Source organism: Paractinoplanes ferrugineus (genome assembly GCF_016862195.1).
Lineage (GTDB): Bacteria > Actinomycetota > Actinomycetes > Mycobacteriales > Micromonosporaceae > Actinoplanes > Actinoplanes ferrugineus.
Genome location: NZ_BOMM01000001.1, coordinates 296450 through 323380, shown reverse-complemented (window position 1 = coordinate 323380; position 26931 = coordinate 296450). Strand labels below are relative to the sequence as shown.

Genomic DNA, 26931 nt, shown 5'->3' with positions numbered 1-26931 from the left:
CCGGGCAGCAATCAGTCATTTTCGGGCACGTCCGGGGCCAAGTGCTTGAAAGCCTGAAGGTTGGCCAGGGACTCGCCCCGCTTTACCCGCCACTCCCATTCGCGGCGGATCGAGGAGCCGAAGCCGATCTCCAGCATGGTGTCGAAGGACTCGTCGGCGTAGGTCAGAACGGAGCCCAGCAGGCGATCCAACTCATCCTCGTCCAGGGATTTCAGCGAGACCCGGCCGGTCAGGTAGACATCACCGGCGGCATCGATCGAGAACGATACGCCGAACATCCTCGCATTGCGCTGCAACAACCACGCCCACAACTCCTCGCGGCGTTCGTCGGGCCGGCGCATCACGAATGCCTCGATGCGCAACGCGTGCTCGCCGACGATCAGATTGCAGGCGGTCTTGAGCTTGTGCGTGCCGGGCAACGAGACCACGTAGGCGCCGGGGCCGGTGGCCTCCCACTCCAACTCGCGCTCGGTGAAGACTCTCTCCAACAGTTCGGTCACCATGCGTACGCCTCCAAGCGAGCGGCGATCATCGCGCGATGCTCGAGCACCGCCGCGCGGTAGATCCGGAGCAGACCTTCGGCCGTACGGTCCCAGGAGAAGCCGGCCGCGTGCGCCGCCGCACCCTCGGCCAGGGCGGCCAGATGGCGCGGCGCGGCGAGCAGGGAATCGAGCGCCCGCGCCCAGTCGCGCGGGTCGTGCCCGTCGACCAGCATCCCACTGACCCCGTCGCGGACCGCTGTCACCAGGCCGCCGACCGCGGCCGCCACCACCGGCGTGCCGCAGGCCTGTGCCTCCAGCGCCACCAGCCCGAACGACTCGCTGTAGGACGGCACCGCGACGACGTCGGCACTGCGGTAGAGGGCGGCGAGGTCGTCACCGGTCTGCGGGGGCAGGAACAGCACCCGGTCGCTGACCCCGAGCGAGGCGGCCAGCTCGATCAACGCGGTCGGCCGGTCCAGGCCGCTCCCGCTGGGGCCGCCACAGATGACCACGGTCACCGCGGGATCGGTCATGAACGGCAACGCCGAAATAAGAACGTCGGGTGCTTTGAGCGGCTGAATTCGACCGACGAAGGCGACGATTTTGTCGGCCGGCGGGAGTCCCAGACGCGCCCGAGCGGAAGGACCCGGGCGGAACCGGTCGAGATCGACCCCCGGCTGCACCACGGCGGTCCGGCTCGGTGACGCGTCGTAACAGGAGACGAGGTCCTGGAACTCGAAGTGGGTGTTCGCGACGAGCCGGTCGGACTCGGCGATCACCTGCTCCTCGCCGATCACCCGGGCCTTGGGCTCGGGGCGGTCACCGGCTGCGAGCCAGCGGTTCTTCACCTTGGCCAGGGTGTGCGCGGTGTGCACGTGCGGCACTCCCCAGCGCTCGCGGGCCAGCCAGCCGACCTGGCCGGAGAGCCAGTAGTGCGAGTGGATCAGGTCGTACCGGCCCGGTGGGTGCGCCGCCTCGGCCCGCAACACGCCGTTGGCGAACGCGCACAACTGGGACGGCAGATCCTCCTTGGCGAGACCCTCGTACGGACCGGCGGTGACGTGCCGCACCGTGACGCCGGGGGCCATCTCGACGACCGGCGGCAGTTCGCTTCGGGTGGCCCGGGTGAAGATCTCCACCTCGACGCCCAGGCGGGCGAGCCGCTTGGAGACCTCGACGATGTAGACGTTCATGCCACCGGCGTCGCCCGTGCCGGGCTGTTCCAGCGGGGAGGTGTGCACCGAAAGGGTGGCGATGCGCCGCGGGGTCGGCCACTCAACCACGATTTTTCCTCCCGAAGCGGTCAAAACTTTGTTACGTCCTTGTCAATCTTCCCCGTCCTTGCATGAGCAATCACTATGCGGAGCCCCGCGCGTGACTGAAGTCATCGGCCCCCGCAAGGATGGGGGCATGCAGAACATCGCAGTGGTCACTGGTGCGTCGAGCGGGATCGGGGCGGCCACGGCCCGCCGGCTGGCCACCGAAGGCTTCCACGTGGTGGCGGCGGCCCGCCGCGCCGATCGGCTCGCGGAACTGGTCAAGGAGATCGGCGCCGACGCCACCGCTGTCGAGTGCGACGTGACCGACGACGACTCGGTGGCCGGCCTGGCCGCCGCCGTGGCCGGCCTCGACGGGGTGCTCACCCTGCTGGTCAACAACGCCGGCGGGGCCCGCGGCCTCGACCCGGTCGCGGCCGGCGGCGTCGACGACTGGCAGTGGATGTACGACGTCAACGTGCTCGGCACGCTGCGGGTGACCAGGGCGCTGTTGCCGGCGCTCGAGGCGAGCGGGCGCGGGACGATCGTGACGGTGGGCTCGACCGCGGCGTTCACGGTCTACGAGGGCGGCGGCGGATATACGGCGGCCAAGCACGCACAGGGCGCCCTGGTCGGAACGCTGCGACTGGAGTTGGCCGGCAAGCCGGTGCGGGTCACCGAGATCGACCCGGGCATGGTGCGCACCGACGAGTTCTCGCTCAACCGGTTCGACGGTGACCGGGCCAAGGCCGACTCGATCTACGACGGGGTCAAGGAACCGCTGGTCGCGGACGACATCGCCGACTGCATCGCGTTCATGGCGACCAGGCCGCAGCACGTCAACATCGACAAGCTGGTGGTCCGCCCGATCGCCCAGGCCGCCCAGCACAAGGTGCACCGGGAGAAATAGGTGACGAAGCCGGTCGGTGCGATCACCCGGGGGACGACCAATCCCAACCGGCTGCGCCGAGTCGACAACTTCATCGCGTACCGCTGCGGTGCGCTTCTGGCCGAAGCCACCGAGCCGCTGGTCGTCGACCTGGGTTACGGTGCGACGCCGGTCACGGCGGTGGAGTTGCGCAGCCGGCTGGCGACGGCGGTCCGGGCGGACCTCGCGGTGGTCGGTCTGGAGATCGATCCGGTACGCGTGGAGGCCGCCGAGCCGTTCGCCGATCCGCCCGGCCTCGACTTTCGCCGCGGCGGGTTCGAGCTGGCCGGCCTGCGGCCGGTCGTGGTGCGCGCCTTCAACGTGCTGCGGCAGTACCGCGAGGACGAGGTCGACGCGGCCTGGCAGCAGATGACCGCGACGGGGGCGCTGCTGGTCGAGGGCACCTGTGACGAGCTGGGCCGGATCGCCACGTGGGCGGTGGTCTCGGCGGGCCGGCCGGCGACGCTTACCCTTTCCGCCCGGTTGTCCGATCTGGATCACCCGGCGACGTTCGCCGAGCGACTGCCGAAGGCGTTGATCCACCACAACGTGGCGGGTGAGCCGATCCATGAGTTGCTGCGTGCGCTGAGCCGCGCGTGGGAGACCGAGGCGACCCCGTTCGGGCCGCGACAACGCTGGGCGGCGACCTGCCGACGGATGCGGGACGAAGGTCATCCCGTACTCGATGGTCCCGGTCGTTGGAAGTTGGGTGAGCTCACGGTGCCCTGGCCGGGCCGGCGGCGGCCGGGATAGAAGGTCGGGCCGGTCCTCCGCAGCGGACCGGCCCGACCCCAGGGGGTGAGTAAAGATCAGTTCTTCAGTTCGACGTCGAAGATCGGGGCGGCGGCGACCTTGCGGAACGCGGTGAGGCTGTCGGCCGTCGAGTTCACCGCGATGTTGCGGTCACCCTCGTCGTCCTTGGCGGTGTCGAAGTAGACGATCGCCTTGATCTTCGGGTGCTTGGCCAGCTCCGGGAGGACCGTGTTGAACGCGGCGGCTTTGCTGGTCGGGGACGCGACGCGGTGGTACATGCCCCACTCGGCCACCATGATCGGCTTGTTCGGGTGGTTCTTCACCGACCAGTCGTAGAAGCCGAGACCGCCGCCGGTCGGCTGCCGGTCGAGCAGGCTGCTGAAGTCGCCGAAGTGGTAGTAGCCCTTCTCCACGCTGACGTACGAGTCGAGGCCCACCCAGTCGACGACGTCGTCGCCCGGGTAGAGGTCCTTCCACCAGGACTGCGCCATCCACTTCTCGTTGCCCATGTAGGCGAGCACGTTGACCATGTTCGTCACCTTGTCGGCCCGCAACCGCTCGATCACATGCCGGTACATGGCGGCGAAGTCCTTCGCGGTCATCCCGGACGCCGTGCCGGTCTGCACGTCGTTCTCCGGCTCGTGGTGCAGGGCCAGGAAGAACTTCTGGGTGCCGTAGTTGGCCCGGACGTAGTCGGCCCACGCGTCGATGCGGGCGTCCTTCTGGCCGGCCGCGACCTTGGCCCAGGTGGTGCCGTAGGCGACCTTCCAGTTGAGCAGCAGAATGCGCGGACGGGCGGCGTCGCGGGTCATCGCCATCTCGGCCTTGGTGGGGAACTTCTCGTCACCCTTGTGGTAGGCGTGGAAGATCGCCGCGGTCCGGCCGGTAAGCGCCTCCCAGTCCTTGAGGGCCTGGTCACGCGGCGCGTCGGTGAAGCCGCCGGCGGCTGCCCCCCAGAGCACGCCGCAGTCGGGCACGAGCAGGTCGCCGGTGGCGCAGGTCGCCGGGGCCGGCGCGGGCAGCGGGGCCGGCTCGGCGGAAGCGCCGGCCGGGTAGTTCAGCACCAGTCGCGGACCGCCCTGGACACCGGATTCGGCCGACCGGAAGCGGGTCACCTCGGTCGTCGACGCCGAGCGCAGCGCGAACGTGTACGTCCCGGCCTTGGTCACCGCGTTGCTGAGGTCGATCGTCACCGTCTGGTCGGTGGCGCGCGGCACCGCCGACCCGATCGCGGTCGCGCCGATCTGCGGCTGGTTCGCCGTGGTGACGGTCCGCTGGTTCCAGTCGCCGGTCACCGGGAAGACGCTCACCCGGTCCTCGGTCGGCTTGCCGTCGTAGGGCAGGATCAGCCGCGCGTCGGCCGGCGTCACGCCCGCCGGGAAGGTACCGGTCGAGAATTTCACCAGCGTGGTCTTGGTCTCGCCGTCGGCGACGCCGATCACCAGCTTGGCGGCCGTGCCGAAGTTGGTGTCGACCCGGGTGCTGGACACGTAGGCGTCGTCGCTCGCGAAGACGGTCCGGATCGCCGGGGTCGCGGTCGCCGCCTCGGCCTGCCCGGTGACGAGGAAGCCGGCGCTCACCGCCGCTCCGATCGCCGCACCCACGGCCGCTTGCTTGCGCTTCACTTCGTGTCTCCCCGCTTCGGTTCGGTCGTTGCTCGACCTCACCGTCGGCGGGATCCGGGTCCCGGTTGGGGTAAGAGCGGGTGCAGCACGGGAGCGGACAATGTGGATTCCGGGGACGACGAAAAGCGCCGCCGTCAGGATGACGGCGGCGCCTCACATGGGACAGGTGTTACTCAGGGGGCGGCGCTCTCGATCAGAACCGAGCGGAGCGCCTCGATCAGCAGTTCGGTGCTGAACGGCTTCTTCACCAGCAGCGCGTCCGGCTCGATGAGGCCGTCCGCGACAGCTAACTCCTTGGGCAGTCCGGAGATGTAGACGACCCGCATGCCCGGACGCAGCTCGGTGGCGGCCTGGGACAGGTCACCACCGGAGACGCCGGGCAGCCCCAGGTCGGTGACCAGGATGTCGATCTCGCCAGGGTGGTCCCGGCAGACCGCGATGGCCTGCTGCGAATCCGCGGCGATCAGGGTAGAGAAACCACGGCGCTCGAGCATGCGCCGCATGATGTCGCGGAGATCCTCCTCGTCGTCGACGACAAGGACGGTTGGCCGGTTCTCCGCGTCGGGCGCCTGAGACATGTGGTCCTCCAGGATTCGCGGTCGGGTTCGGATTCACGCTATCCGCGCCCGGTTGCACCGCTCGTGCTTCAGCGCTTTTTGGCCGCCGAGACAGTGCTCAGATAACCGGTGTAGAGCAGCTTGTTGGGAGAGCCGGTGCCGGGGTTACGCACGAGGCCACTGCCCGCGTTGCCGACCAGGCTTTCCCGGACCTGGGCCGGGCTCTGATCCGGGTGGGTGCCGAGCGCCAGGGCCGCCGCCCCGGCCACGTGCGGGCTGGCCATCGAGGTCCCGCTCATCGTCTTGGTGGCCCGGTCCGAGGAATTGGACGCCGACACGATCCGGGCGCCCGGCGCGAAGATGTCGAGACAGGACCCGTAGTTGGAGAAGGAGGCACGGGTGTCGTTGGCGTCGGTAGCGCCCACCGTGATCGCGGCCGAGGCCCGCGCCGGCGATTGCTTGCACGAGTCCTTGTGATCGTTGCCGGCTGACACGACGTAGACGACACCGCTGTTGATCGAGCGGGTGACCGCGTCGTCGAGGGCTTTGCTGGGGGTGCCGCCGAGGCTCATGTTGACCACGGCCGGCTTCTTCGCGTTCTTGGTGACCCAGTTCACGCCCGCGATGATGTTCGAGTACGACCCGCTGCCGTTGCAACCGAGCACCCGGACCGCGACGATCTTGACGTCCTTGGCCACGCCGTACGTGGCGCCGCCGATCGTGCCGGCCACGTGCGTGCCGTGCCCGGTGCAGTCCTGGGCGACCGGGTCGTTGTCGACGAAGTCCCAGCCGTTGCTCGCCCGGCCACCGAACTCCTGGTGCGAGATCCGGACGCCGCCGTCGAGGACGTAGGCGGTGACGGTGGCCGCCGACGGGGCGGCGAACGACTTGGACAGCGGCAGCGCGCGCTGGTCGATTCGGTCGAGGCCCCAGGTCACGGCCGGGTCGGCGGCTCCTCCGGTGGCAGCCGCTCCGACGGTGGCATCGGCCGCGAGGCCGGCATCGACTGTCGTCACCGACGGAGCAAATGCGGCGCCGGCGGGGCCACTGAGCGTGGCGACGAGAGCTCCCGTGAGAAGGGCAAGACGGCCGGTGTCGATGCGCAAGCTGGTTTCCCCCAAAGTGACAGGCATGCCGAAGGCGGCTTGAGGGAAATGGTGGAAAGAGTTCCCGAGCGATCGGGGACCCGTCCGGTAGTAGCTGCGGTGCAGGGTTTTCGCCCAGCGCGGACGGCCCGCAAGTGCCGAGGGAAAGAGCTAAGGCTGTGTAGTGCAGGGCCGATCTACCCGCTGTACCGCTGCACACCGCCACCGAGCAAGGAGAGCGATATGACCAGCCTGCTGTCGCCTGAGATCACCACAGTGCCCGCGATGACCGACCGCTGCGACCGTTGCAGCGCTGCCGCGAGGCTGGTGGTCGAGCTGTCCAGCGGCGGCGAGCTCGCCTTCTGCGGGCACCACGCCAACCGGCACAGGGACGACATCGTCAAGGTCGCCGAGCGCATCAAGCTTGAAGAGGGCTACGAGTGGGCGGGTAAGTAACAGCATTTGTCACAAAAGCCGCGTTATGCTCATTTCCTCGAACTGAGGGGCTTATGTGCGGATCGCGGCTCATGACATGAGCAGGCTCGCCCGGCTGACCGCCGGGGGCGCCGGTGTCGCCGCCGCCGTTATCGGCGCCGTGACCACCATCTCCAGCGCGCCGCCGGGTCTGCATCCGGCGGCCGCGCTCGTTCCGGCCGGACTCGCCCTGCTCCTGCAGGTGCTGCCCACCGGCCGGGTCGTGCGCGTGGCCGCCCCGATCCTGGCCTTCACCGCCCTCGTGATCGGCGCCCTCTCGTTGCGCCATCACCCGGCCGCCGGAGCCGCCACCATGGTGGCCGGCCTCGCCCTGGCCCTCGGTGCGGTGCTCACCCGGCCCGACACCGGGCCGACCGCGGCGATCCGCCGGGAGTCCGACGACCGGCAGGAATTCGCCGCCACCCTGCTCCAGTCGATGAACGAAGCAGTAATGGTGCTCGACGCCAACCACCGGGTGATCGACGTCAACCGGCGCTGGCGGGAGCTCACCGGGCACGGGCCGGACGAGCCGATCCGGCTCGATCCGCCCCCGCTCCCACCGGCCGGCGGCGGCGACTGGCTGATGCCGCGGGTCGACGGCACCGCGGTGCCGGTGCTGGCCACGGTCGCGACGATCGCCGACGAACAGGGCGAGCCGCGCGCCTACGTGGCCACCTATGTCGACATCGCCGACCGGAAACGGGCCGAGGAATCACTCGGCGAGCAGAACACTGAGCTGCGCGAATCGAACGCCCGGCTCGAGGCTGCGCTGTCCTTCAAGAACGACCTGACCTCGATGCTCACCCACGACGTGGCCCAGCCGATCAGCTCCATCGCGAGCCTGGCCGAGCTGCTCCGGGCCGACTGGGACGACCTGCCCGACGACATCCGGCTCGAGCTGGCCACCAAGATCGACAAGAACACCCAGCGGCTGATCAAGATGATGAACGACCTCCAGCTGCTGTTCCGGCTGGACACCGGGTCGGTCACGGCGCGGCAGGCGCCGGTCTCGCCGGCCGAGGTGGCGGCGCAGGTGGTCGGCGACGCGGACGTGCGAATCTCGATCGACGACGACCTGGCCGCGCTGGCCGACCGGGGACACCTGACGGTGGTGATCCAGAACCTGGTCAAGAACGCGCTCACGTACGGGGATCCGCCGGTCCGCCTGCTCGGTTCCCGCCGTGGCGATCAGGTGGAACTGGTCGTCCAGGACAGCGGACCCGGCATCCCGCCCGAGCTGGTGCCGACGATCTTCGGCCGCTTCGCCCGGGGCTCCGGGCTCGGCCTGTTCATCGTCCGCCACCTGGTGGAGGCGAACGGCGGCACGATCACCTATGAGCCGATGGAGCCGCGTGGCGCCCGATTCGTCGTGACGCTGGAGTCGGCACCCATCTGAAAAGGGGCTCCCCGCATCGCGCGGAGAGCCCCTTCTCACACCGATCCGGTCAGGCCGAGCCCCGATCCTCTTCGTTGATCATGCCGTCCCCCCAGGTGTCCTTGCGTGCGGTGCGTCCGCCCATCGGCGCACTGCCGGCCGCGCCCCCGCTGATCGGACCGGACTTGGCGATCCGGCGTCCCGGCGGCAGCACGTCGTCGAGATCGTGCTCGCTGCGGATGCCGGGCGCGGTGGTGATGTCCACATTGGTGCCGAGGTTGTGCCGCGGGAGGCTCACCCGGCTCGCGTTGCTCTGCTCACCGGCGCTGGTTCCCCAGCCGGCCCCCGGATGCGGGTTCCGGTTCCGGATCCGGGCCGCCACCGCGGCCGGGCTCGCGTTCGGCGTCAGCGACTTCGTGCTGGCCCCCGGCAGCGGACGCTTCGGCGACGGGCGAGCCATGCTGAACGGCTTCGGCCGCCCGCCCAGCACCCCGCTCTCCACCAGGCCCTTGAACGTGGTCAGGTCCTCCTTGAGGCGCCTGGTCAGCGAGGCCTGGCCGTGCCGGTCGCTCGGCATCAGGAACGCGATGTCCGCCTCGAGCTGGGCCACCACCTGCGTCTTGAGCTCACCCAGCGGACGCAGGGTGAGTGTCTCGGCGAGAACCGGCCCCTCCATGGTCGACCAGGAAACCCGCTCGTCCAGGGTGCGCTCGGTGATCCGCGCGTCGAACTCGCGCTGCTTCCCGTCGACCTCCATGATCCAGTGTGTCTGGTCGGCACCGATCGGGGTGACCGCACGAACGCCGCTCATGAACCTTGGATAGTTCTCGAACGCGGCGAGCTGCTCGTACACCGTGTGCAGCGGTGCACTCACCTCGATGGCCTGCTGAACCATACTCATCGCATCTCTCCCATGCCTCGGATGCTCCAACCCGGCATGATCGAGCGTACGGAGACGGTTACTGATCGTGTCTGCTTTCGGCTAGACCCGGCGCAGGTACTGCCAGTGGCCGACCTCGGCCGCGTACCGGGCGTCACTCGCGGGAACGAGCGTCACCCGGGCCGCGCGCAGCAGGGCCACGATCCGCGCCGACGGACACCGCCAGGCCTCGCTGACCTCGACGATCGTGCCGGTCTCGCGACAGGCGGCGGCGAGCGCGTCGACCATGTCCGGCTGGATCGCGGCTTCGTCCAGGCCGACCTGGGCGAGCAGGCTGAGCGGGCGGGCGAGCTGGGTCGGGGCATAGCGGGAGGCCCGCTCGAGGCCACGCACCGTGGCCGCGACGAGGCCCTCGGTGACCTGCTCGGCGGCGAGCTCACCGGTGGCCAGCATCGCCCGTACCTCGCGGGCACCGAGGAGGCCGGCGGCCAGCGGCAGGCGGGACACGGCGACCGAGACGGCCTCCAGCTGACCGAGGTCGGCGGGCAGGGCCAGCCAGCCGTCCGGCTGCACGACCTCGACCTCGGCGGCCACCCGCAGCGTCATCTCGGTGCGCACCTGGGCCCGGCGTACGGCGTCGGCGTAGGCCGGCAGCCAGGTGGTCTCCGGGGTGACCTGGTCGGCGAAGGTGAGCGCGGTGAGCCCGGCCCGGTCGGCGGCCGAGACGACCACGCCGACGCTGTCGCGACCGGCCGCGAACCCGGTGTGCACATGCGCGTCCACCGTGAGGTCCAAGGCCTCGATCACCATTTCCCGCTCTGCGCCCACCATTGCTCCAAGGCTCGAGGTCTTTGTCCTGAACCAGAGTGCCGGGGTGGGGTTGACAGGCGCGGTCTTCGGGTGGTGCAGTCCGGGTGCGTGCCTACAGCCGGAAGGCGCCGACGAGTCCGCGCAGCTCGTCCGCGGTCCGGGCGACCTCACTGGAGGCCTCGCGGGTCTGCTCGACGCCCTGCACCGTGGAGGCGCTGGCGGCCGAGACGTCGGCGATGTTGTGCGCGATCCGGGACGAGCCGTTGGCCACCTCGGCGATGCTGCGGCTCATCTCGCCGGTCGTGGCGGTCTGCTGCTCGACCGCGCTCGCGATGGTGGTCTGGAAGTCGTTGATCTGCGCGATGACCTCGGAGATGCGGGAGATGACCTCGACCGCGCCGCCGGTGTCCTGCTGGATCGCGTTGACCCGGCTGCCGATGTCCTCGGTTGCCTTCGCGGTCTCCTGGGCGAGGTCCTTGACCTCGGAGGCGACCACGGCGAAGCCCTTGCCCGCCTCGCCGGCGCGAGCGGCCTCGATCGTCGCGTTCAGGGCGAGCAGGTTGGTCTGCTCGGCGATCGAGGTGATCAGCTTGATCACGTTGCCGATCTCCTCCGAGGAGGCGCCGAGCTGCCGGATCGTCTCGGTGGCGCGGGCCGCCTCGGCCACCGCGATCCCCGCGATCTGGGCCGCCTCGCTGGTGTTGCGGGAGATCTCCCGGATCGAGAGGCCCATCTGTTCGGAACCGGCCGCCACCGACTGCACGTTGCGGGAGATCTCCTCGGCCTCGGCCGACGCCGCCGACGTCTGCCGGTCGGTGTTGCCGGCCGCCTCGGCGATCTGACCGGCCACCGCGGAGAGCTCCCCGGCCGCGCTTGCCAGCTGGTCGGCGTCCTTGCCGATGGTCTGCAGGGAGGTGTGGATGGAGTCGAGGGCGACGTCCAGACCGGCCGCCATCCGCCCGACCTCGTCGCGACCGGTGATGCCGCTGCGTGTGGTGAGGTCGCCCGCGGCCACCCGCTCGATGACGGCCCCGAGCTTGCGGACCGGGATCAGGATCGAGCGAGCCATCGGCACCGCCAGCGCGATCATCAGGATCAACCCGACGGCGGCCACCGAGAGCACGGTCACCTGGGTCCTGTCGGAGATGCTGTTCATCTCGGCGCGCCCCGTGACGACCAGGGCGTCCACCTCGTCGACCAGCCCGCCGAGTTCGTCGTCGGTGACGTGGTTGCGCTCGGAGATCTCGTCGAGCCGCGACCGCACCGACCTGACGTTGGTCTTGGCGTCGCTCGCGAACTGGGTGATGAACTCGCTGAACGCGGTGAAGTCGGTCCGGTAGCCGGCGAACTTCGCGGTCTGCGCGGCCGGCATCCCGGCGGCCTCGACGGCGTCGGCGGCCTCGACCGACGACTGCACGTCGTCGATGACGTCCTGGGTGACGTCCTGGCCGAGCGCGGCCCGGTAGCCGTCGACCTTCAGTTCACTCTGCCGGGTGTCCAGGTGGTTGAGCGCCGCCGCACCGGCTTGCAGACCGACGAGCATCCGGCTGTGGGCCGTCATCCGGTTCTGGCTGATCATCGTGATGATCCCGAGGGCCGTCAGGATGACCGCCCCGAGCGTCACGATCAACGTGAGCCGCTTCGCGATCCCGAGATCAGCCAGTCTCTTCATCATCGGTTACCCCCTGAGACTGGTACGCCCCGGCGCGGCGCGCCGGGGCGTACCCGATCAACCGGATTCCTCCGGCGACTGCAGCATCTTCGTGACCGCCCGAACCGCATCTTCGGTGGGCGAGGCCGCCTCGCGGTTGGCCGCCTGCAATTCCCGGAACACTTCCTCACGATGGACCTGGACGTCGCGCGGGGCTTGGATGCCCAGCCGGATGACGTCCCCGCGGGCCTCGAGCACCGTGATGATCACGTCGTTCCCGATCATCACGCTCTCCCCGGCCCGGCGTGTCAGCACTAGCATCGTCCGGTGCCCTCCCCCATCCGTGGACGGACAGCATCGTGAGAGGCGCGACCGCGGACCGGGCGGCCGCGCCGGCGCCGGGACGTCAGTAGGCCCGGTGCATGATCGCGCGGACCGGGTACCCGGAGCCGCTGAGCACGACCTGCACGGCCCGCATGGTGTCGCGGTCGACCACGATCGGCGCCATCAGGTTGGCCGTGGTCTCGTCGGTGCCGGCCGTGATGACCGCCATCAGCAGGAGCCGGTCCGGGTCCTTGGTGTTCAGAGCCTGGAAGACGTCCTGCTCGATCTCCGGGGCGTAGTCCGGGAAGAACGGCTCCGGCGGGGCCACCAGGAAACGCAGGTCCGGGTCCTGGATGGACGTGAAAGCGTAGAGCAGTCCGTCCTCGTTGAGCCGCACCAGGACGAAGTCGCGGTGTGCCGGGAATCCGGGCATGGGTACCGCCATGTGGATGGTCGGCAGACCCAGCGACGGGTCGATCATGGACGCCTCAATCGGTCGGGACGCGGTGCGAGTAGTCATGGTCACCTCAGGAAATCGATGAGCGAGGGCTGGATCACCTTGGCCGTGGCGGCCAAGGCGGCCTGGTACGAGGTCTGCTGGATCTGCAGTTCCATGATCGCCTTGGGCAGATCGACATCTTCGATGTCGGAAAGCTGCGACGTCACGGACAACAGATGGTCGTCCGCGGACTGCTTCATCTGTTCAATCCGATTATATCGGGCGCCTACGTCGGAAAGGGCCGATTTTAGTAAGTCGTGGGCGCTATCGAGATTTTCCAGGCCATCGCTCATGCCGGCCGAATCGTTGTTCTTGATGCTGTCCGAAATCTTTTGCAGAACACCGAAGAGCTCGGTGTCCGTGCCAGGCGTTCCGAATGCCTCCGGGCCGCTGACCTCGATACGCACTTTGGCATTCGGGCCGACGGTCCGGGTCGTCTGATTCTGGTTGCCGCTGAACGTGACCGCGCCGGTCGTGCCGTCCTTGGTGTAGGAGGTCGAGCCCGGGGTCGTGCCACCGAAGACCGGCCGGTCCATGTACTTGGCGTTGGCCTGGCCCATCAGCTGGTCCCGGATGTTCTGGATCTCGTCGACCAGCGCCTGCCGGGAACCGCCGTCGTTGGCCGTGTTCAGGGCCTGGACGGTCAGGTCGCGTACGCGGATGATCTCGCCCGACGCGTCACCCAGGGTGTCCTGAATGGTGCCGAGCCAGCCGAGACCGTCATTGGCATTACGGCTGTACTGCTGGGTCGCGCGCACCTCGCCGCGCAGTTGCAGCGAGGTGACCGTGCCGGTCGGCGAATCCGACGGCCGGGTCAGCAGTTTGCCGCCGGAGATCTGGGACTGCAGCTTCTGCGAATTGGCGAGGCCGCGTTGGAGATCCCCGATCGCCTTCGTCATCATGCCGGTATTCGTGACCCGGCTGGAAATTGTCATTGCCGATTACCCCCGCGATTTATCGGCCGACCATGCCGGTACGGTTGATGAGCTGGTCGAGCATCGAGTCGATCGTCGTGAGCACCCGCGACGCCGCCTCGTAACCGCGCTGGTACGTGAGCAGGTGGGTCATTTCCTCGTCGAGGTTGACCCCGGCCTCGCCCTGTCGGGACACATCCACCTGATCGGTGACCGCGTTCTGGATCTCGCTGCGCCGCGACGTTGCCTGGGCCGCGACCCCGAGCCGGCCGATCACCGCCTGATAGGTCGCGTCCGGCCCGCTGCCGGAAGCGCCCACATCGGACAGCGCGTCGGCGACGCCGTGGTCGATCGCGGCCACGTTCGGGTCCGGGTCGGTGGGATTGCCGGTCGAGAAGGCGACCTGGCTCGGGTCGGTGATGTTCACCTTGATCGTGGCCGCCGTCGTGCCCATGAAGAACGGGGTGACGTCGCCCTTGGTGCCGTTCATCGTGTAACCGTCGGCGGTGGCGGTGTTGACCGAGGTCGTGAGGCTCTCGGCGACACTGTCGAGGTCCCTGGCGACGCCCGACAGCGTGGAGTTCATCGTGTCGAGCATCGCGCCCATGGTGCCGCCGGCGCTCGCTTTCAGGCCGGGACTGTCGGTGAACTCCAACGCCACCTTGTCGGTGTCGTTGATGCCGTCCAGGGTGACCGGGCCGGTCATCGTCAATTGCCGGGACTGGAATCCCTCGACCAGCGCGGCGCCGCCGACATAAACGTTGGCGGACCCGTCCGGCTTGATGTGTGCGGACGCTCCGACCAGCTCGGACAGGTTCATGACCTTGAGGTCGCGCTGATCCTGGAGCTCGTTGGAGGGCAGGCCGGCCTTGGTCGCGACCACGATCTGGTTGTTCATGTCGGCGATGCTGCTGGAGAGCGTGTTGATCTGGTCGACGTAGGCGCTCATCTGGGAATGCGTCGCGTCGAACTGGTTGGACAGCGAGGTGTGCGCGTCGTTGAGCGAGATGGCCACGGTGTGGCTGCGCTCGATGAGGGCACTACGCGTCGACGGGTCCTGCCAGTTGTTGGCGACGTCGTTCCAGCCGTCCCACATGTCGTGCAGGCGGGCCTGCAGCGCGGTGTCGCTCGGTTCGGCGAGCACGCTCTCGATCTGGTCGTACGCCGCTTTCGAGCTGGTCAGATAAGCCGAATTGCCGTGTTCGACGCGGCCGCGGTCCTCGAGGTACTGGTTGCGCCCGCGTTCGATGGAGGCGACCCCGACACCCCCGGCGACCGCGTCGGTCGTGGAGTAGATGCCCGGGTTCACCCCGCCCTGCGCCTGCATCCGGACGCGCTGGCGGGTGTAGCCCTCGGTGTTGGCGTTCGCGATGTTCTGCCCGGCTATGTCGAGCCCGCGCCGCTGCGCGTAGAGCGAGCTGAGCGCCGTGTTGATACCGCCGAAAGTGCTGGCCATTTCAGATCGCCTCGTCAACCAGGCTGGAGCGGCGCACGCCGCCGGAAACGGACTGGCCCTGCGGTCCGTACGTTTCCACAGTTTCGGCGAACGCGAGCATGGTTTCGCGTGCTGCGCGTTGACCGGCGGTGAGCAGGTCACGATTCACGTCCGCGAGGGCGCTGATCTCGGAGGTCAGCATCAGGAACGCCTTTCGGTGCTGGTGCAGAAGGTCCGACCAGGGCGCCGGGGCGGCATCGGCGAGCTCGCCGAGGGAGGCTTCCGGCTCGAGCCCGAGTTCGACCGCGACGTCCTGGGAGTAGGCGGCCCGGATGACCTCGGTCTGCCGGATCTGATCCAGCACGACTTCCACCTCGCGGGTGGCGTGGCTGAGCCAGCGTGAGCGGTTGGACGCGAGGAGCAGCTGCTCCTCCTCGAGCTTGAACAGCAGCATTTCCAGTAGCTCACGTGATCGCCACAGGACGCTGGCCAGGTCGGTCAGACTCACCCTGGTCCTCCGTCTCGCTTCCGGTCGGGCCGAGATACCCGCTCATTCGGACAGGTCGGCACGCCCGCCGCTCCGCTGAGGAATTTCCCCCGATCCGGCCTTTTCACGTTTTTTCGCGTTTGCCGGAGAAGGGCGAAGAAATCTCAGAGACTGCTCATGACCGTCGGTGCTGCGCCGATCGGACCCGGCGTAACGCCAGCGGCTCATGGATGGGCCGGAAAGACCCCACTCAAGGAGGATTCACCAATGGGTCTCCGCATCAACCAGAACATCGCTGCTCAGAACGCCTACCGGAACCTGTCGATCACCGACGGGCAGATGTCGAAGTCGCTGGAGAAGTTGTCCAGCGGTTTCCGCATCAACCGGGCGGCCGACGACGCGGCCGGCCTCTCGATCTCCGAGGGCCTGCGTGCGCAGGTCGGTGGCCTGAAGGTGGCCGTGCGCAACACCCAGGACGGCGTCAGCGTCGCGCAGACCGCTGAAGGTGCGCTCAACGAGGTCACCACGATCCTGCAGCGCATGCGTGACCTGTCGGTCCAGGCCGCCAACAACGGCGCCACCGACGCGGAGGCGGCCGGCGCCGCCAACAAGGAAATGACGCAGCTGAACGCGGAGCTCGACCGCATCGGCAGCACCACCGCCTTCGGCAAGGCGAAGCTGCTCGACGGCAGCTTCGGCGCCACCACCCGCTCCAAGCTGGACACCGCGACCCCGGCCAACACCTCCCTCTCGCCCGGCACCGACGGGCAGCCGGTGGTTCCGGCCGCCGCGCAGGGCACGTACACGCTGACCCTCAAGGGCGTCAACGGCCAGACGTCGATCACCCAGAAGGACGGCACCAAGCTCGACCTGACGGCGACCCCGCTCACCATCACGGTCAACGGCGCTGCCACCGACACCGCTCCGGCCGACGTCCTCAAGCGGGCGAACGAGGCGATCGGCTCGGCCCTGCGGGACATCAACCTGAGCGGCAACGAGATGTCCATGACCGCCACGGTGGCCAAGGACGGCACGTCGACCTACCAGATGCAGGGGGTCGGCAACTTCGAGGTCGCCGACGGCACCGGTGGTGCCCTGGCCGCCCTGAAGATCGACGCCACGTCGACCATGGCCGCCTCGACCCTGAACGCGGTGACCGGTGGCAACACCGGCCAGTTCCAGGTCGGCGCGAACGCCAAGGAGCGCATCGCGTTCAACATCGGCGCGACCGACTCCGGCACGCTCGGCACCAAGACGGTCGACCTGACCAAGGACCCGACGTCGGCGATCACCGTCCTGGACAAGGCGCTCTCCACGGTCTCGGACCAGCGCGCCTCGCTCGGTGCTTACCAGAACCGTTTCGAGCACACCATCAACAACCTCAACGTCGCGGTGGAGAACCTCTCCGCCTCGGAGTCCCGCATCCGGGACACCGACATGGCGCAGGAGATGGTGTCCTTCACCCGGTCGCAGATCCTGACCCAGGCCGGCACCTCGATGCTGTCGCAGGCGAACCAGTCCGCGCAGAACGTGCTGTCGCTGCTGCGCTAACCGAACTGCCACCGGTTGGCACTGAATACACAGCTCGTACGACCGAATAGGTGGGGGTAGCCGGCGCACCAAGCCGGCTGCCCCCACTCTTGCGTTCCGCACGAAAGGCAGGGCCTCACGTGAGCAGCTCGGTTGATGGACTCGTCAGTGGCCTGAGCACCTCCTCGATGATCACCCAGCTGATGCAGGTCGAGGCGGCCCCGCAGACCCGGCTCAAGGTCAAGGTGGCCGGCGCGCAGACCGCCGTGTCCTCCTACCAGGCGGTCAACACGAAGATCGCCGGCATCAAGTCGGCCGCGGACACGCTGAACCAGCTCGGCACCTGGCGGGCTATCTCGGCGACCTCCAGCTCCCCCTCGGTCACCACGTCCACCTCGACCAACCTCAGCGCCACCACCGGCAGCCTGACCTTCGACGTGACGTCGCTGGCCAGCAAGCAGTCGAGCACGATTCCGGTGACCACCTACACGGACGCCGACGCCGACGGCAAGCTGGACACCACGCCGGCGCCCATCACGACCGCCTCGTCGATCACCCTGAAGAAGGGCACGTACGACACGTACGGCAACTTCACCCAGGTCGGCGACCCGGTCACGATCGACATCAGCGCGGACAAGTCGGCCGCCGGCGTGGCCAAGGCGATCAACGCGGCCTCGGCCGGCGCGTCGGCGTACGTCCTGAAGACCTCGGACTCCACCGGCGTCCTGCAGATCAACGGCAGCAAGACCGGCGCCAACAACGGCTTCGTGATCGAGGGCCTGGAAGGTGCCGGCCAGAACGGCGAGTCGATCGCCACCACGCCGCCCAAGAGCGCGCAGATCCAGGTTTCCGGCGGCGGCGGCACCACCTACACGGTCAGCAGCGACAGCAACACCTTCAGCAACCTGATGAACGGTGTGACGGTAAACGTCAGCAAGGTGGAGACCGGGGTGACCGTCGACGTCTCCAACGACGTCAGCTCGATCGCCGACAAGATGCAGGCGTTCGTCGACGCCACCAACGCCGCGCTCGGCGAGATCAGCAACCAGACCGCCTACGACCCCGCCACCAAGAAGGGCTCGCCGCTGACCGGCGACTTCTCGGTGCGTGACATGTCGCAGAAGCTGCTCAGCGCGATCAGCACCGGCCTGACCTACCCGAACCCGGACTCCACCGACCTGGTCCCGCTCGCCCCGATCAAGTTCGGCTCGCTCAAGCAGCTCGGCATCCAGCTGGACCGCTCCGGTCAACTGACGTTCAGCAAGTCCGACTTCGTGGCCGCCTACAACGACGACCCGGCCAAGATCAAGCAGGCCGGCATGGCCTTCGGCGAGCAGACCACCAAGCTCACCAAGACGATGACGACGAACCTCCAGTCGGTCATCACCGGTCGCAACAGCGAGATCGACAGCCTCAACAGCCAGATCAGCAACTGGGACATCCGGCTCGCGGCCAAGAAGACGGCGCTGCAGAAGCAGTACTCCGACCTCGAGGTCTCGCTCGGCAAGCTCAAGGACCAGTCCAACTGGCTCTCCGGCCAGCTCGCCGGCCTTTCCTGACCCTGACCGCCAAGACCGAGGAGCCCGATGACCGCCGCCCCGCATCTTCGTGACCGATACCTGCAGGACTCCATCAACACGGCGTCACCCGCCAAGCTCCTGCTGATGCTGTACGACCGCCTCGTGCTCGATCTGATGCAGGCCGAGCAGGCGCTGCAGAACGGCGAGCGCGAAGAGGCGCACGACAAGATCACGCACGCCCAGGAGATCGTCATCGAGCTGCGCACCAGCCTGGACGTCGACGCCTGGTCGGGGGCGCCCGGCCTGGCCAACCTCTACGCCTGGATGCTCACCGAGCTGATCGGCGGCAACATCGCCCGCGACCACGAGCGGGTGGCCGCCGTCCGCAAGCTCGTGGAGCCGCTGCGCGACACCTGGCGGGAGGCGGCCGCCGCGGCCGTCGCCGGCTGATGACCAGCGACTGGCACGGTGCCTGGACCGGAGCCCTGGACGAGCTCGAGCTCGACGTCGCCCACATCGAGTCGATGCTGGCCGACGAGCACCGGTACGCCGAAACTCCGCCGGCCAGCCTCTGGAAACCGCCCACCGAGCTCGGCGCCCTGCCGCTCGAGCTCAAACCGCGGGCCGACGAGATTCTCACCCGCCAGCTCAAAGCGGCCGAGGAGATCGCCCGCCGGCTGACCGCCAACCGGCGGCAGACCGCGGTCACGGCCCGGATCGAGACCGGCGAGGCGATCAAACGCCCGGTCTACGTCGACCGCGCGATGTAATCCCGACAACCCGGACGTCCCGGAGCCCGAAGTGGGTTCCGGGACGTCTTCGTGTGTGCAACCTCGCAGCAACCATTACGCGCTCAGCGGATCGCCGGTCAGGCCGAACTGCATGATACGAGCAACGGAATGCTCCCCGGAAAGCCACGGATCGGCACCTGGACTCATCCTCCAAGGAGCTGCTGTGTTCGACGACATCTCATCGTCTTCGCTGCGCGTCGCCGCCGCCGGTCTCGCCGCCCGTCAGTCGGCCATCGCGAACAACATCGCGAACATCGAAACCCCCGGCTACCGGGCCCGTAAGGTGGAATTCGAGGACGCTCTCGCGGGCGCGATCAAGCGGGGGGATTCGCCGTCGAGCGTCGCCCCGAGCACGAAGTCCTCGCTGGAGCCGACGCGGCTCAACGGCAGCAACGTCAACCTCGACGAGGAGACGTTGTCGCACATCGACACCACGATGCGCTACCAGCTGACGCTGCGGGCTCTGGACACCAAGTACTCGATGCTGCGCGACGCGATCAAGGGGGCCTGATAGATGAGCACGTTCAACGCCATCGGAGTGGCCGGCACCGGCGTCACCGTCTACCGCAAGTGGCTCGACGCCGTGTCCGACAACATCGCCAACATGGACACCGTCACCCGTACGTCCGAGAAAGCCTTCCAGGCCCGTTACGTCGTCGCCCAGGAGGCGGCAGACGGCAACGGCGCCCAGGTCGGCGGGGTTGCCTTCGGCAGCGCCCAGGGCATCGTGACCTACGACCCGGACAACCCGCTCGCCGACAACAAGGGTTACGTCCGCCGGCCCGACATCGACCTGGGCAGCCAGATGGCCCAGATGATGATGGCCCAGCGGGCCTACCAGGCAAACCTCGCGGTCGTCGACCGCGCCAAGGACTCCTACGCCGCAGCGATCAACCTGGGGAAGTGAGTTAGATGACCTCTCCGATCAGTGCCATCAGCGGACTTTCGTCCATCGGCGGCCTGGACGCCGTCTCCAGCGTCGCCGGTCTGGGCGGGTCCAGCCCGGCCACGAACGCCAACGACGCGGTCAACGGGCCCAGCGAGAGCTTCACGAGCATGCTGTCGAAGGGCCTGGAAAGCGTGCAGGGCGCCCAGACCAAGGCCAGCGACCTCGCGGTTCAGGCGGCCGAGGGGAAACTGCAGGACCCGGCGCAATACACGATGGCGGCCACCGAGGCCCAGCTCGGCCTTCAGCTGACGCTGGCCGTGCGCAACAAGGCCGTGGAAGCCTTCCAGGAAATCATGAGGATGCAGGCCTGAGATGACGGACCGCCTTCCCGCTCCGGTTCGCCGCGTCACGGACACCTTCCGGTCTTTCACGCCCGGACAGAAGGCCGTCACGATCGCGGCGGTGATCGCTCTTGCCGTCGGCGCGTATTTCTTCGCCACCTGGGCGTCGAAGCCGACCTACTCGATCCTGTTCAACAATCTGTCGACCAAGGACGCGAGCGCGATTGTCGAGTCGCTGCAGAAAGCCGGCACCAAGTACGAGCTCGCCAACGACGGGCAGACCGTGCTGGTGCCGCAGGACCAGGTGAACAACCTGCGCCTGTCGCTGAGCTCCGAGGGCCTGCCCGGCGACGCCGGCACCGGCTACTCACTGCTCGACCAGCAGGGCATCACCACCAGCGACTTCATGCAGCACACGAACTACCAGCGGGCTCTGGAAGGCGAGCTCTCCAACACGATCAAGTCGATCGACGGTGTCGAGGCGGCCACCGTGCACCTCGTCATCCCGCAGAAGGACGTCTTCGCCGACTCGCAGGACCAGCCGACCGCGTCCGTCCTCGTCGCCTCGAGCCAGACCCAGCCGCTGAGCAGCCAGCAGGTGCAGGCCATCGTGCACCTGGTCGCCTCCAGCGTCGAGGGCCTGGACCCGACCGAGGTGACCGTGGCGGGTGCGGACGGCAAGATCCTCTCGACCGGCGGCGGTGCGGCCGTCGGTACCGGCGGGGACAGCGGTAACGAGGGCCAGACCGTCGCCTTCCAGAACCGGATGAACAGCTCGCTCCAGAAGATGCTCGACAGCGTGGTCGGTCCGGGGCACGCGGTCGTCACCACGACCGCCGAGCTGGACTTCGACACCACGCAGACGTCCAGCAAGTCGTACAACGCCGATCCGTCGCTGCCGGCGCTGTCGGAGAGCAACAACCGAGAGGCGTACAACGGCTCCGGGAACTGTGCCGGCGGTGTCCTCGGCCCGGACAACGTCTCCGGCCCCGGTTGCGCCGCCGGGAGCAGTTCCGGCGGCCCCGGCCAGTACGAGAACAGCAACACCGTGCGCAACAACGCGATCAACGAGACCAACGAGGTTCGCAAGAACGCGCCCGGCAGCATCAAGCGGCTCAACGTCGCCGTCCTGCTCGACAGCACCGTTGCCGGCACCGTCGACCCGGCTCAGGTGCAACAGCTGGTCAGCGCGGCCGCCGGCATCGACGCCACCCGCGGCGACACCATCGCGGTCAGCGCCATGCCGTTCGACACCAGCGCCGCCCAGCAGGCCCAGCAGGCCCTCAGCGCGGCCTCCGCGGCCGAGCAGGCCGCCAAGCAGACCTCGCTGATCAAGACGGGTGCCCTCGCCGCGATCGTCCTGGCCCTGCTCTTCCTGGCCTGGCGGGCGACCCGCCGCGCCAAGAAGCGCAAGGCGTTGACCCCGGAGGAGCGCAAGCACCTCGAGGACATGCAGGCCGCGCTCGAGCAGCAGCGCCTCGCCGAGCTGAACCAGGCGATCCCCGCGCAGATGCTCGAAGCCGCCCCGGAGAGCTACTCGGACGGGGAAGCTCGCGACGAACGCGTGCGCGAGATCGAGCAGATGGTCAAGGATCAGCCTGAGGAGATGGCGGTGCTGTTGCGCGGCTGGCTCGCCGCCGACGCGACGCACTGACGGACCGGGCGGCCCGGCTCGCGCCGGCCGCCCTTCTCCGCTTGGTTTCGCTTGAGGGATTCGCCGACGGGCTGAGGAGAGTACGCGTTGAGCACACCGCAGCTAACGACGCTGTCGATGACGGGCGTGCGCAAGGCCGCGATCATGCTGGTCCAGTTCGGCAAGGAACAGTCCGCGCAGATCATGGCCAGCATGTCGGAGAAAGAGGTCGAGATGGTCTCGGCCGAGATCGCTCGGCTGGGCAAGCTCGACCCGCACCAGGTCGACGACGTCATGGACGAGTTCTACGCCATGGCGACCACGCGCTACGCCGGCTCCGGTGGCATGGAGTACGCCCGTGAGCTGCTCGAGGCGTCGCTCGGCAAGGAGCGCGCGGCCCTGATCCTGGACCGTCTCGAAGCCTCGATGAACGACATCCCGTTCAACTTCCTCAGCCACGCCGACCCCCGCCAGTTGCTCTCCTACGTGCAGTACGAGCATCCGCAGACGATCGCGCTGATCCTGGCGCACATCCCGGCCGCGCTCGCCTCGTCGATCCTGGCCGGCCTCTCGCTGGAGGTGCAGACCGAGGTCGCGCACCGGATCGCGGTCATGGACCGCACCTCCCCCGAGATCATCCGCCAGGTCGAGGCGGCCCTGCAGCGCAAGCTCTCGTCCGTGCTCCAGCCGGACGAGCTCTCCTCGATCGGCGGCCTGGCCCCGCTCGTGGAGATCATCAACCGGGCCGACCGCACCACCGAACGCCTCATCCTGGAAGCCCTGGACGCCCGCAGCCCCGAGCTGGCCGAGGAGATCCGGCGCCGGATGTTCATGTTCGAGGACATCATCAACCTCGAGGACCGCGCCATTCAGCTGGTGCTGCGGCAGGTCGAGCCGGCCGACCTGGCCACCGCCCTCAAGGGGGTGCCGGACACGGTGCGCGACAAGGTCACCAAGAACCTGTCCGAGCGGGGCCGGGAGAACCTGATCGAGGAGATCGACCTGCTCGGCCCGGTCAAGGTCAAGATGGTCGAGGAGGCCCAGGCGAAGATCGTCTCGGTGATCCGTTCGCTCGAGGACTCCGGCCAGATCGAGGTCCAGCGTGGCGGCGAGGCCGATGAGCTCATCGCCTGAGTCCCGCCACCCGTTCCTGCGGGGCACCGTGGCGGAGACCGCCGAGACCGCCCGGTTCGCCGTCGACCTGCGCAACGACAAGCCCGGCTCGGGCTCCGGCGCGGTGTCGGCGAAGATGCGCGAGGAGGCCCGGGTCGCCGGGTACGCCGAGGGCTGGGCCCAGGGCCAGCGCGACTCGGCCGCCGCCGCGGAGGAGTCGGCCGCCCGCCATCGGGCCGCCGAGCAGGCGCACGAGCAGCGCCGCACCGCCGCCCTGGCGCAGGCCGTGAACGCGCTCGGCCGGGCGGTCACCACCATGGAGAACCAGCTCATGCCGACCTTCACCGAGCTGCAGGAGGTGGTGCTCGCGCACGCCTTCGAGCTGGCCGAGGCGATCGTCGGACGCACCCTGGACGACCCGCAGCGACGCGGCGCCGACGCGCTGCGCCGGGCCATGGCGGCCGCGCCCGAGGCCGGTGCGCTGATCGTCAGCCTCTGCCCGGACGACTACCAGACGCTTGTCGGCGACGGCCCGGCCGACTACGACCACGAGGGGCGCCGGATCACCCTGCGCTCCGACCCGGCGCTCCGGCCCGGCGACGCGGTCGCCGACACCGGGATGGCGTCGGTGGACGCCACCATCGGGGCCGCGGTCACCCGCGCCCGGGAGGCGCTTCGCATCTCTTGACGGGAGGCTTCCATGACCGACCTTCTGCGGAATCGGATGACCGCCGCGCTGGCCGCCGCCAAGCCGCTCACCCGCGGCCGGGTGACCGGGGCGGTCGGCCTGCGGGTCACGGTGAGCGGGCTGGCCGCCCGGGTCGGTGACCTGGTGCAGATGGGCGAGGGCGACGACGCGATCTTCGCCGAGGTGGCCGCGCTCGACGGTCAGCATCTCTCCTGCCTGCCGCTGGGCCCGCTGGCCGGCATCGGCTCGGGCACGCCGGTGCTCAACACCGGCGGCCCGCTGCGGGTGGCGGTCGGCCCCGACCTGCGCGGCCGGATCCTGGACGGGCTGGGCCGCCCGATGGACGGCGGGCCACCGCTGCGCGGCGACCTGGTCGGCATCGAGAGCGCACCGCCGTCGGCGATGGAGCGCCAGCTGGTCGACAAGCCGATGGCGTTGGGCGTACGCGTCCTGGACACGCTCGTGCCCTGCGGCCGCGGCCAGCGCATCGGCATCTTCGCCGGTTCCGGCGTCGGGAAGTCGAGCCTGCTGAGCATGATCACCAGAGGCACCTCGGCCGAGATCAACGTGGTGGCACTGGTCGGCGAGCGCGGCCGCGAGGTGCGCGAGTTCATCGAGCACGACCTCGGCCCCGAAGGACTGGCGCGCTCGGTGCTGGTGATCGCCACCTCCGACGCGGCCCCGCTGGTGCGCCTGCGTGCCGGTTCGGTGGCGACCCGCATCGCCGAGTACTACCGGGACGAGGGCAAGGACGTACTCCTGCTGATGGACAGCGTGACCCGCGCCGCCATGGCCCAGCGTGAGGTGGGTTTGTCGGTCGGCGAACCGCCGGCGACCCGCGGCTATCCCCCGTCCGTCTTCGCGATGCTGGCGTCGTTGCTGGAGCGGGCCGGTCCGGGCGCCCACGGCAGCATCACCGGCCTCTACACGGTGCTCGTCGAGGGCGACGACCACAACGAGCCGATCGCCGACGCGGCCCGCTCGATCCTCGACGGCCACGTGGTGCTGGACCGCAAACTGGCCACGGCCGGCCACTTCCCGGCGATCCAGGCCCTCGACTCGATCTCCCGGGTGGCCAACAAGATCACCACCCGGGAGCAGCGAGCCGACGCCACCGAGCTGCGCCGCCTGATGGCCGCCCACCGAGAGGTACGCGAGCTGGTCGAGATCGGCGCCTACGTCCCCGGCACCAACCCCGAAGCCGACCGGGCCAACGCGCTCTGGTCCCACATCACCGCCTTCCTGCGCCAGGACATGGACGAGAAAACCGACCCGGCGGACGCCTGGGCCATGCTCCACGCCCTGGTCACCGCCGCCTGAACGGCGCACCCACAGCCTCCGTTGCAGGTCGGGTGCAGCACTCAGAGTTTTGCCACCCAGGCCGAACCCAACTGTGTGGAGTCCTGACCCGGACCGTCGCTTGGAGGCCTGGACCTTGAATCGCTTCTTTCGACTTCAGCCTGTTCTTCGTGCCCGCAAGGCTCAGGAGGACGCTGCCCGCGGCGCCGTCAACGCCTCGCGGGCCGAGGTTCGTGACGCTCAGGCGCTTGTCAAGCGCCGTTCACTTCAGCTGGTGGGGGCCGACGCGCCCACCGAGGGCACCGCCCGCGCCATGGTCGCCTCGCTGGTGGCTCGGCAGTCGCTGGCGGCGACGCTGTTCGACGCGCAGCGCATGGTGACCGATGCCGAGGAGGTCGAGCGCGAGCGGTTGGCCGTGCTGGCCGATACCGCCAAGCGCCGCCGGGCCGTCGAGATGATGGCGGAGCGGCATGCCGAGCTCGTCCGCACCCACGACCTGCGGGTCGATCAGGCGTCGCTGGACGAGCTCTCCACTACCGCGAAGGCCCGTAATGCCGCCCGGGGCCCGGCATGACGATGATGGGGGTCTCCGGGGTTCTTTCCCGGATCCAGGAGCTTCAGAGTCAGCTGGGTCTGAACCCGATGAGCGTCGACCCGAACAACACTGTGGTGAACGGCTCGGCGGGGGCGAAGGGCGACAAGACGTTCGCCTCGATGCTGGCCGGGGCGACCGATTCGCCGCTGGTGCCCACGGCGGGTGGCGGCACGTCGGGCGGCGATGTGGTGGCGGCGGCGAAGAAATACCTGGGTACGCCGTACGTCTTCGGAAGTACCGACCCGGCCAAGGGCCTCGATTGTTCCGGCCTGGTCCAGCGCGCCTACGGCGACATGGGCATTCAGCTCCCCCGCAACTCGTGGCAGCAGGCGAAGGCCGGCCAGCCGGTGGCGAGCATGGCCGAGGCCAAGCCGGGTGACATCCTCGCGTTCGATTCGCCGGTGGATCACGTCGGCATCTATCTCGGCAACAACCAGATGATCGCGGCTCCGAAGCCCGGCGATCACGTCAAGATCCAGAAGGTGTACGAGACCCCGACCCACATCCGCCGGGTAGTGACCGACACCGCCGCCGTGGCCGCCCAGAACCTGGCCTCGGTCCGCCCGGCGGCGCTGTCCGGCTCGGGGGCACTGGCCGGTGTCCCGTACGGCGATCTGTTCGTCAAGGCCGGCACCAAGTACGGCATCTCGCCGAAGCTGCTGGCCGCGGTGGCCAAGGTCGAGTCGGGCTACAACCCGCAGGCGGTCAGCAAGGTGGGCGCCCGCGGTCTGATGCAGCTGATGCCGTCGACCGCGAAGGGCCTGGGCGTCGACAACGCGTTCGACCCCGAGCAGGCCATCTTCGGCGGGGCCAAACTGCTGGCCCACAACCTGCGGGAGTTCAAGTCGCTTCCGTTGGCGCTGGCCGCCTACAACGCGGGCGGCGGCGCGGTCAAGAAGTACGGCGGCATCCCGCCGTTCGCCGAGACCCAGGCGTACGTGCCGAAGGTTCAGAAGGCCCTCGCCGCCCTCGGCGGCTGATCATCTTCCAAGGAGAG

At 68.9% G+C, this 26931-nt stretch carries 30 protein-coding genes; 17 read left to right on the top strand and 13 right to left on the bottom strand.

The window, feature by feature from the left end; genetic code table 11:
• Nucleotides 1-11: 11 nt before the first annotated feature.
• Nucleotides 12-503 (bottom strand): type III secretion system chaperone family protein, encoded by a 492-nt coding sequence (locus tag Afe05nite_RS01480; protein WP_203815063.1) that lies wholly within the window; start codon nt 501-503, stop codon nt 12-14.
• On the bottom strand, nt 497-1768 hold the full coding sequence (gene mshA, locus Afe05nite_RS01475; protein WP_438867428.1) for a D-inositol-3-phosphate glycosyltransferase: 1272 nt from the start codon (nt 1766-1768) through the stop codon (nt 497-499). The genes Afe05nite_RS01480 and mshA overlap by 7 nt, the downstream gene beginning before the upstream one ends.
• Nucleotides 1769-1892: 124 nt before the next feature.
• On the opposite strand from mshA, the gene Afe05nite_RS01470 reads away from it, so the two are divergent.
• Nucleotides 1893-2648 carry an SDR family oxidoreductase gene (locus Afe05nite_RS01470; RefSeq protein ID WP_203815061.1) on the top strand — a complete coding sequence of 252 codons (756 nt, stop codon included), beginning with the start codon at nt 1893-1895 and terminating at the stop codon, nt 2646-2648.
• Nucleotides 2649-3419, top strand: coding sequence for a class I SAM-dependent methyltransferase (locus Afe05nite_RS01465; protein ID WP_203815060.1), 771 nt, complete (start codon nt 2649-2651; stop codon nt 3417-3419). It begins immediately after the preceding gene.
• A 56-nt stretch (nt 3420-3475) separates the two neighbouring features.
• Here Afe05nite_RS01465 and Afe05nite_RS01460 read toward each other — a convergent pair whose 3' ends face one another.
• The 3 genes from Afe05nite_RS01460 to Afe05nite_RS01450 form a co-directional block, all read right to left on the bottom strand.
• Nucleotides 3476-5044, bottom strand: coding sequence for a CBM96 family carbohydrate-binding protein (locus tag Afe05nite_RS01460; RefSeq protein ID WP_203815059.1), 1569 nt, complete (start codon nt 5042-5044; stop codon nt 3476-3478).
• 173 nt (nt 5045-5217) lie between these two features.
• Nucleotides 5218-5622 (bottom strand): response regulator, encoded by a 405-nt coding sequence (locus Afe05nite_RS01455; RefSeq protein ID WP_203815058.1) that lies wholly within the window; start codon nt 5620-5622, stop codon nt 5218-5220.
• 68 nt (nt 5623-5690) lie between these two features.
• A complete protein-coding gene (locus Afe05nite_RS01450) occupies nt 5691-6617 on the bottom strand; it encodes a S8 family peptidase (protein WP_307835593.1) in 927 nt (308 codons plus the stop codon).
• A gap of 312 nt (nt 6618-6929) precedes the next feature.
• Between Afe05nite_RS01450 and Afe05nite_RS01445 the strand changes: the two genes are divergently transcribed.
• Together Afe05nite_RS01445 and Afe05nite_RS01440 are read left to right on the top strand one after the other, a co-directional pair.
• A complete protein-coding gene (locus Afe05nite_RS01445) occupies nt 6930-7142 on the top strand; it encodes a DUF7455 domain-containing protein (protein WP_203815056.1) in 213 nt (70 codons plus the stop codon).
• A gap of 76 nt (nt 7143-7218) precedes the next feature.
• Complete coding sequence (locus Afe05nite_RS01440; RefSeq protein ID WP_203815055.1) at nt 7219-8556, top strand: PAS domain-containing sensor histidine kinase; 1338 nt, start codon at nt 7219-7221, stop codon at nt 8554-8556.
• Between the two features lie 49 nt (nt 8557-8605).
• On the opposite strand, the gene Afe05nite_RS01435 is transcribed toward Afe05nite_RS01440, so the two are convergent.
• From Afe05nite_RS01435 to Afe05nite_RS01400, 8 genes are all read right to left on the bottom strand, one after another.
• Nucleotides 8606-9436 (bottom strand): SRPBCC family protein, encoded by an 831-nt coding sequence (locus tag Afe05nite_RS01435; RefSeq protein WP_239117468.1) that lies wholly within the window; start codon nt 9434-9436, stop codon nt 8606-8608.
• Nucleotides 9437-9517: 81 nt separating this feature from the next.
• Nucleotides 9518-10246 (bottom strand): hydrolase, encoded by a 729-nt coding sequence (locus Afe05nite_RS01430; RefSeq protein WP_203815054.1) that lies wholly within the window; start codon nt 10244-10246, stop codon nt 9518-9520.
• A gap of 91 nt (nt 10247-10337) precedes the next feature.
• The gene (locus Afe05nite_RS01425) at nt 10338-11900 is read right to left on the bottom strand and encodes a methyl-accepting chemotaxis protein (RefSeq protein WP_239117467.1); all 1563 of its coding nucleotides are present in this window, start codon (nt 11898-11900) and stop codon (nt 10338-10340) included.
• 54 nt (nt 11901-11954) lie between these two features.
• On the bottom strand, nt 11955-12197 hold the full coding sequence (gene csrA, locus Afe05nite_RS01420; protein ID WP_203815053.1) for a carbon storage regulator CsrA: 243 nt from the start codon (nt 12195-12197) through the stop codon (nt 11955-11957).
• Between the two features lie 85 nt (nt 12198-12282).
• Nucleotides 12283-12681, bottom strand: coding sequence for a flagellar assembly protein FliW (gene fliW / locus Afe05nite_RS01415; protein ID WP_239117466.1), 399 nt, complete (start codon nt 12679-12681; stop codon nt 12283-12285).
• A gap of 41 nt (nt 12682-12722) precedes the next feature.
• On the bottom strand, nt 12723-13634 hold the full coding sequence (locus Afe05nite_RS01410) for a flagellin N-terminal helical domain-containing protein (RefSeq protein ID WP_203815051.1): 912 nt from the start codon (nt 13632-13634) through the stop codon (nt 12723-12725).
• Nucleotides 13635-13653: 19 nt separating this feature from the next.
• Nucleotides 13654-15069 (bottom strand): flagellar hook-associated protein FlgK, encoded by a 1416-nt coding sequence (flgK, locus tag Afe05nite_RS01405; protein WP_203815050.1) that lies wholly within the window; start codon nt 15067-15069, stop codon nt 13654-13656.
• A gap of 1 nt (nt 15070) precedes the next feature.
• The gene (locus Afe05nite_RS01400; RefSeq protein ID WP_203815049.1) at nt 15071-15556 is read right to left on the bottom strand and encodes a flagellar protein FlgN; all 486 of its coding nucleotides are present in this window, start codon (nt 15554-15556) and stop codon (nt 15071-15073) included.
• Nucleotides 15557-15802: 246 nt separating this feature from the next.
• Between Afe05nite_RS01400 and Afe05nite_RS01395 the strand changes: the two genes are divergently transcribed.
• The 13 genes from Afe05nite_RS01395 to Afe05nite_RS44445 all read left to right on the top strand — a co-directional run bounded on the left by Afe05nite_RS01395 (nt 15803) and on the right by Afe05nite_RS44445 (nt 26914).
• Entirely contained in the window at nt 15803-17086 is a 1284-nt protein-coding gene (locus Afe05nite_RS01395) for a flagellin N-terminal helical domain-containing protein (protein WP_203815048.1), read from the top strand.
• Nucleotides 17087-17205: 119 nt separating this feature from the next.
• On the top strand, nt 17206-18624 hold the full coding sequence (gene fliD / locus Afe05nite_RS01390) for a flagellar filament capping protein FliD (RefSeq protein WP_203815047.1): 1419 nt from the start codon (nt 17206-17208) through the stop codon (nt 18622-18624).
• A 27-nt stretch (nt 18625-18651) separates the two neighbouring features.
• The gene (gene fliS, locus Afe05nite_RS01385; RefSeq protein ID WP_203815046.1) at nt 18652-19035 is read left to right on the top strand and encodes a flagellar export chaperone FliS; all 384 of its coding nucleotides are present in this window, start codon (nt 18652-18654) and stop codon (nt 19033-19035) included.
• Nucleotides 19035-19355: a hypothetical protein gene (locus Afe05nite_RS01380; RefSeq protein WP_203815045.1), complete on the top strand. Its 321-nt coding sequence runs from the start codon at nt 19035-19037 to the stop codon at nt 19353-19355. The genes fliS and Afe05nite_RS01380 overlap by 1 nt, the downstream gene beginning before the upstream one ends.
• A gap of 184 nt (nt 19356-19539) precedes the next feature.
• Nucleotides 19540-19887 (top strand): flagellar basal body rod protein FlgB, encoded by a 348-nt coding sequence (locus Afe05nite_RS01375; protein WP_203815044.1) that lies wholly within the window; start codon nt 19540-19542, stop codon nt 19885-19887.
• A gap of 3 nt (nt 19888-19890) precedes the next feature.
• Nucleotides 19891-20283, top strand: coding sequence for a flagellar basal body rod protein FlgC (locus tag Afe05nite_RS01370; RefSeq protein WP_203815043.1), 393 nt, complete (start codon nt 19891-19893; stop codon nt 20281-20283).
• Nucleotides 20284-20288: 5 nt separating this feature from the next.
• Nucleotides 20289-20636, top strand: a complete 348-nt coding sequence (fliE, locus tag Afe05nite_RS01365) for a flagellar hook-basal body complex protein FliE (protein ID WP_203815042.1) — start codon at nt 20289-20291, stop codon at nt 20634-20636.
• A gap of 1 nt (nt 20637) precedes the next feature.
• Complete coding sequence (fliF, locus tag Afe05nite_RS01360) at nt 20638-22260, top strand: flagellar basal-body MS-ring/collar protein FliF (protein ID WP_203815041.1); 1623 nt, start codon at nt 20638-20640, stop codon at nt 22258-22260.
• A gap of 87 nt (nt 22261-22347) precedes the next feature.
• Complete coding sequence (fliG, locus tag Afe05nite_RS01355; RefSeq protein ID WP_203815040.1) at nt 22348-23373, top strand: flagellar motor switch protein FliG; 1026 nt, start codon at nt 22348-22350, stop codon at nt 23371-23373.
• Complete coding sequence (locus tag Afe05nite_RS01350) at nt 23357-24040, top strand: FliH/SctL family protein (protein ID WP_203815039.1); 684 nt, start codon at nt 23357-23359, stop codon at nt 24038-24040. The genes fliG and Afe05nite_RS01350 overlap by 17 nt, the downstream gene beginning before the upstream one ends.
• A gap of 12 nt (nt 24041-24052) precedes the next feature.
• Entirely contained in the window at nt 24053-25360 is a 1308-nt protein-coding gene (locus Afe05nite_RS01345; RefSeq protein WP_203815038.1) for a FliI/YscN family ATPase, read from the top strand.
• Nucleotides 25361-25460: 100 nt separating this feature from the next.
• Nucleotides 25461-25913 carry a flagellar FliJ family protein gene (locus Afe05nite_RS01340; RefSeq protein ID WP_239117465.1) on the top strand — a complete coding sequence of 151 codons (453 nt, stop codon included), beginning with the start codon at nt 25461-25463 and terminating at the stop codon, nt 25911-25913.
• Nucleotides 25910-26914, top strand: a complete 1005-nt coding sequence (locus Afe05nite_RS44445; protein ID WP_203815037.1) for a transglycosylase SLT domain-containing protein — start codon at nt 25910-25912, stop codon at nt 26912-26914. Before Afe05nite_RS01340 ends, Afe05nite_RS44445 begins: the two co-directional genes overlap by 4 nt.
• Nucleotides 26915-26931: the final 17 nt, after the last annotated feature.

Bases quoted from the DNA above. Each gene is read 5' to 3' on its own strand.
- Afe05nite_RS01350 (WP_203815039.1), top strand. From the start codon at position 23,357: ATGAGCTCATCGCCTGAGTCCCGCCACCCGTTCCTGCGGGGCACCGTG.
- Afe05nite_RS01445 (WP_203815056.1), top strand. From the start codon at position 6,930: ATGACCAGCCTGCTGTCGCCTGAGATCACCACAGTGCCCGCGATGACC.
- Afe05nite_RS01455 (WP_203815058.1), bottom strand. From the start codon at position 5,622: ATGTCTCAGGCGCCCGACGCGGAGAACCGGCCAACCGTCCTTGTCGTC.
- Afe05nite_RS01425 (WP_239117467.1), bottom strand. From the start codon at position 11,900: ATGATGAAGAGACTGGCTGATCTCGGGATCGCGAAGCGGCTCACGTTG.
- flgK (WP_203815050.1), bottom strand. From the start codon at position 15,069: ATGGCCAGCACTTTCGGCGGTATCAACACGGCGCTCAGCTCGCTCTAC.
- Afe05nite_RS01410 (WP_203815051.1), bottom strand. From the start codon at position 13,634: ATGACAATTTCCAGCCGGGTCACGAATACCGGCATGATGACGAAGGCG.
- Afe05nite_RS01440 (WP_203815055.1), top strand. From the start codon at position 7,219: ATGAGCAGGCTCGCCCGGCTGACCGCCGGGGGCGCCGGTGTCGCCGCC.
- Afe05nite_RS01395 (WP_203815048.1), top strand. From the start codon at position 15,803: ATGGGTCTCCGCATCAACCAGAACATCGCTGCTCAGAACGCCTACCGG.
- Afe05nite_RS01370 (WP_203815043.1), top strand. From the start codon at position 19,891: ATGAGCACGTTCAACGCCATCGGAGTGGCCGGCACCGGCGTCACCGTC.
- fliE (WP_203815042.1), top strand. From the start codon at position 20,289: ATGACCTCTCCGATCAGTGCCATCAGCGGACTTTCGTCCATCGGCGGC.
- Afe05nite_RS01435 (WP_239117468.1), bottom strand. From the start codon at position 9,436: ATGAGTATGGTTCAGCAGGCCATCGAGGTGAGTGCACCGCTGCACACG.
- Afe05nite_RS01470 (WP_203815061.1), top strand. From the start codon at position 1,893: ATGCAGAACATCGCAGTGGTCACTGGTGCGTCGAGCGGGATCGGGGCG.
- Afe05nite_RS01380 (WP_203815045.1), top strand. From the start codon at position 19,035: ATGACCAGCGACTGGCACGGTGCCTGGACCGGAGCCCTGGACGAGCTC.
- Afe05nite_RS01430 (WP_203815054.1), bottom strand. From the start codon at position 10,246: ATGGTGGGCGCAGAGCGGGAAATGGTGATCGAGGCCTTGGACCTCACG.
- Afe05nite_RS01480 (WP_203815063.1), bottom strand. From the start codon at position 503: ATGGTGACCGAACTGTTGGAGAGAGTCTTCACCGAGCGCGAGTTGGAG.
- csrA (WP_203815053.1), bottom strand. From the start codon at position 12,197: ATGCTAGTGCTGACACGCCGGGCCGGGGAGAGCGTGATGATCGGGAAC.
- Afe05nite_RS01345 (WP_203815038.1), top strand. From the start codon at position 24,053: ATGACCGACCTTCTGCGGAATCGGATGACCGCCGCGCTGGCCGCCGCC.
- fliW (WP_239117466.1), bottom strand. From the start codon at position 12,681: ATGATCGACCCGTCGCTGGGTCTGCCGACCATCCACATGGCGGTACCC.
- fliF (WP_203815041.1), top strand. From the start codon at position 20,638: ATGACGGACCGCCTTCCCGCTCCGGTTCGCCGCGTCACGGACACCTTC.
- fliS (WP_203815046.1), top strand. From the start codon at position 18,652: ATGACCGCCGCCCCGCATCTTCGTGACCGATACCTGCAGGACTCCATC.
- Afe05nite_RS44445 (WP_203815037.1), top strand. From the start codon at position 25,910: ATGACGATGATGGGGGTCTCCGGGGTTCTTTCCCGGATCCAGGAGCTT.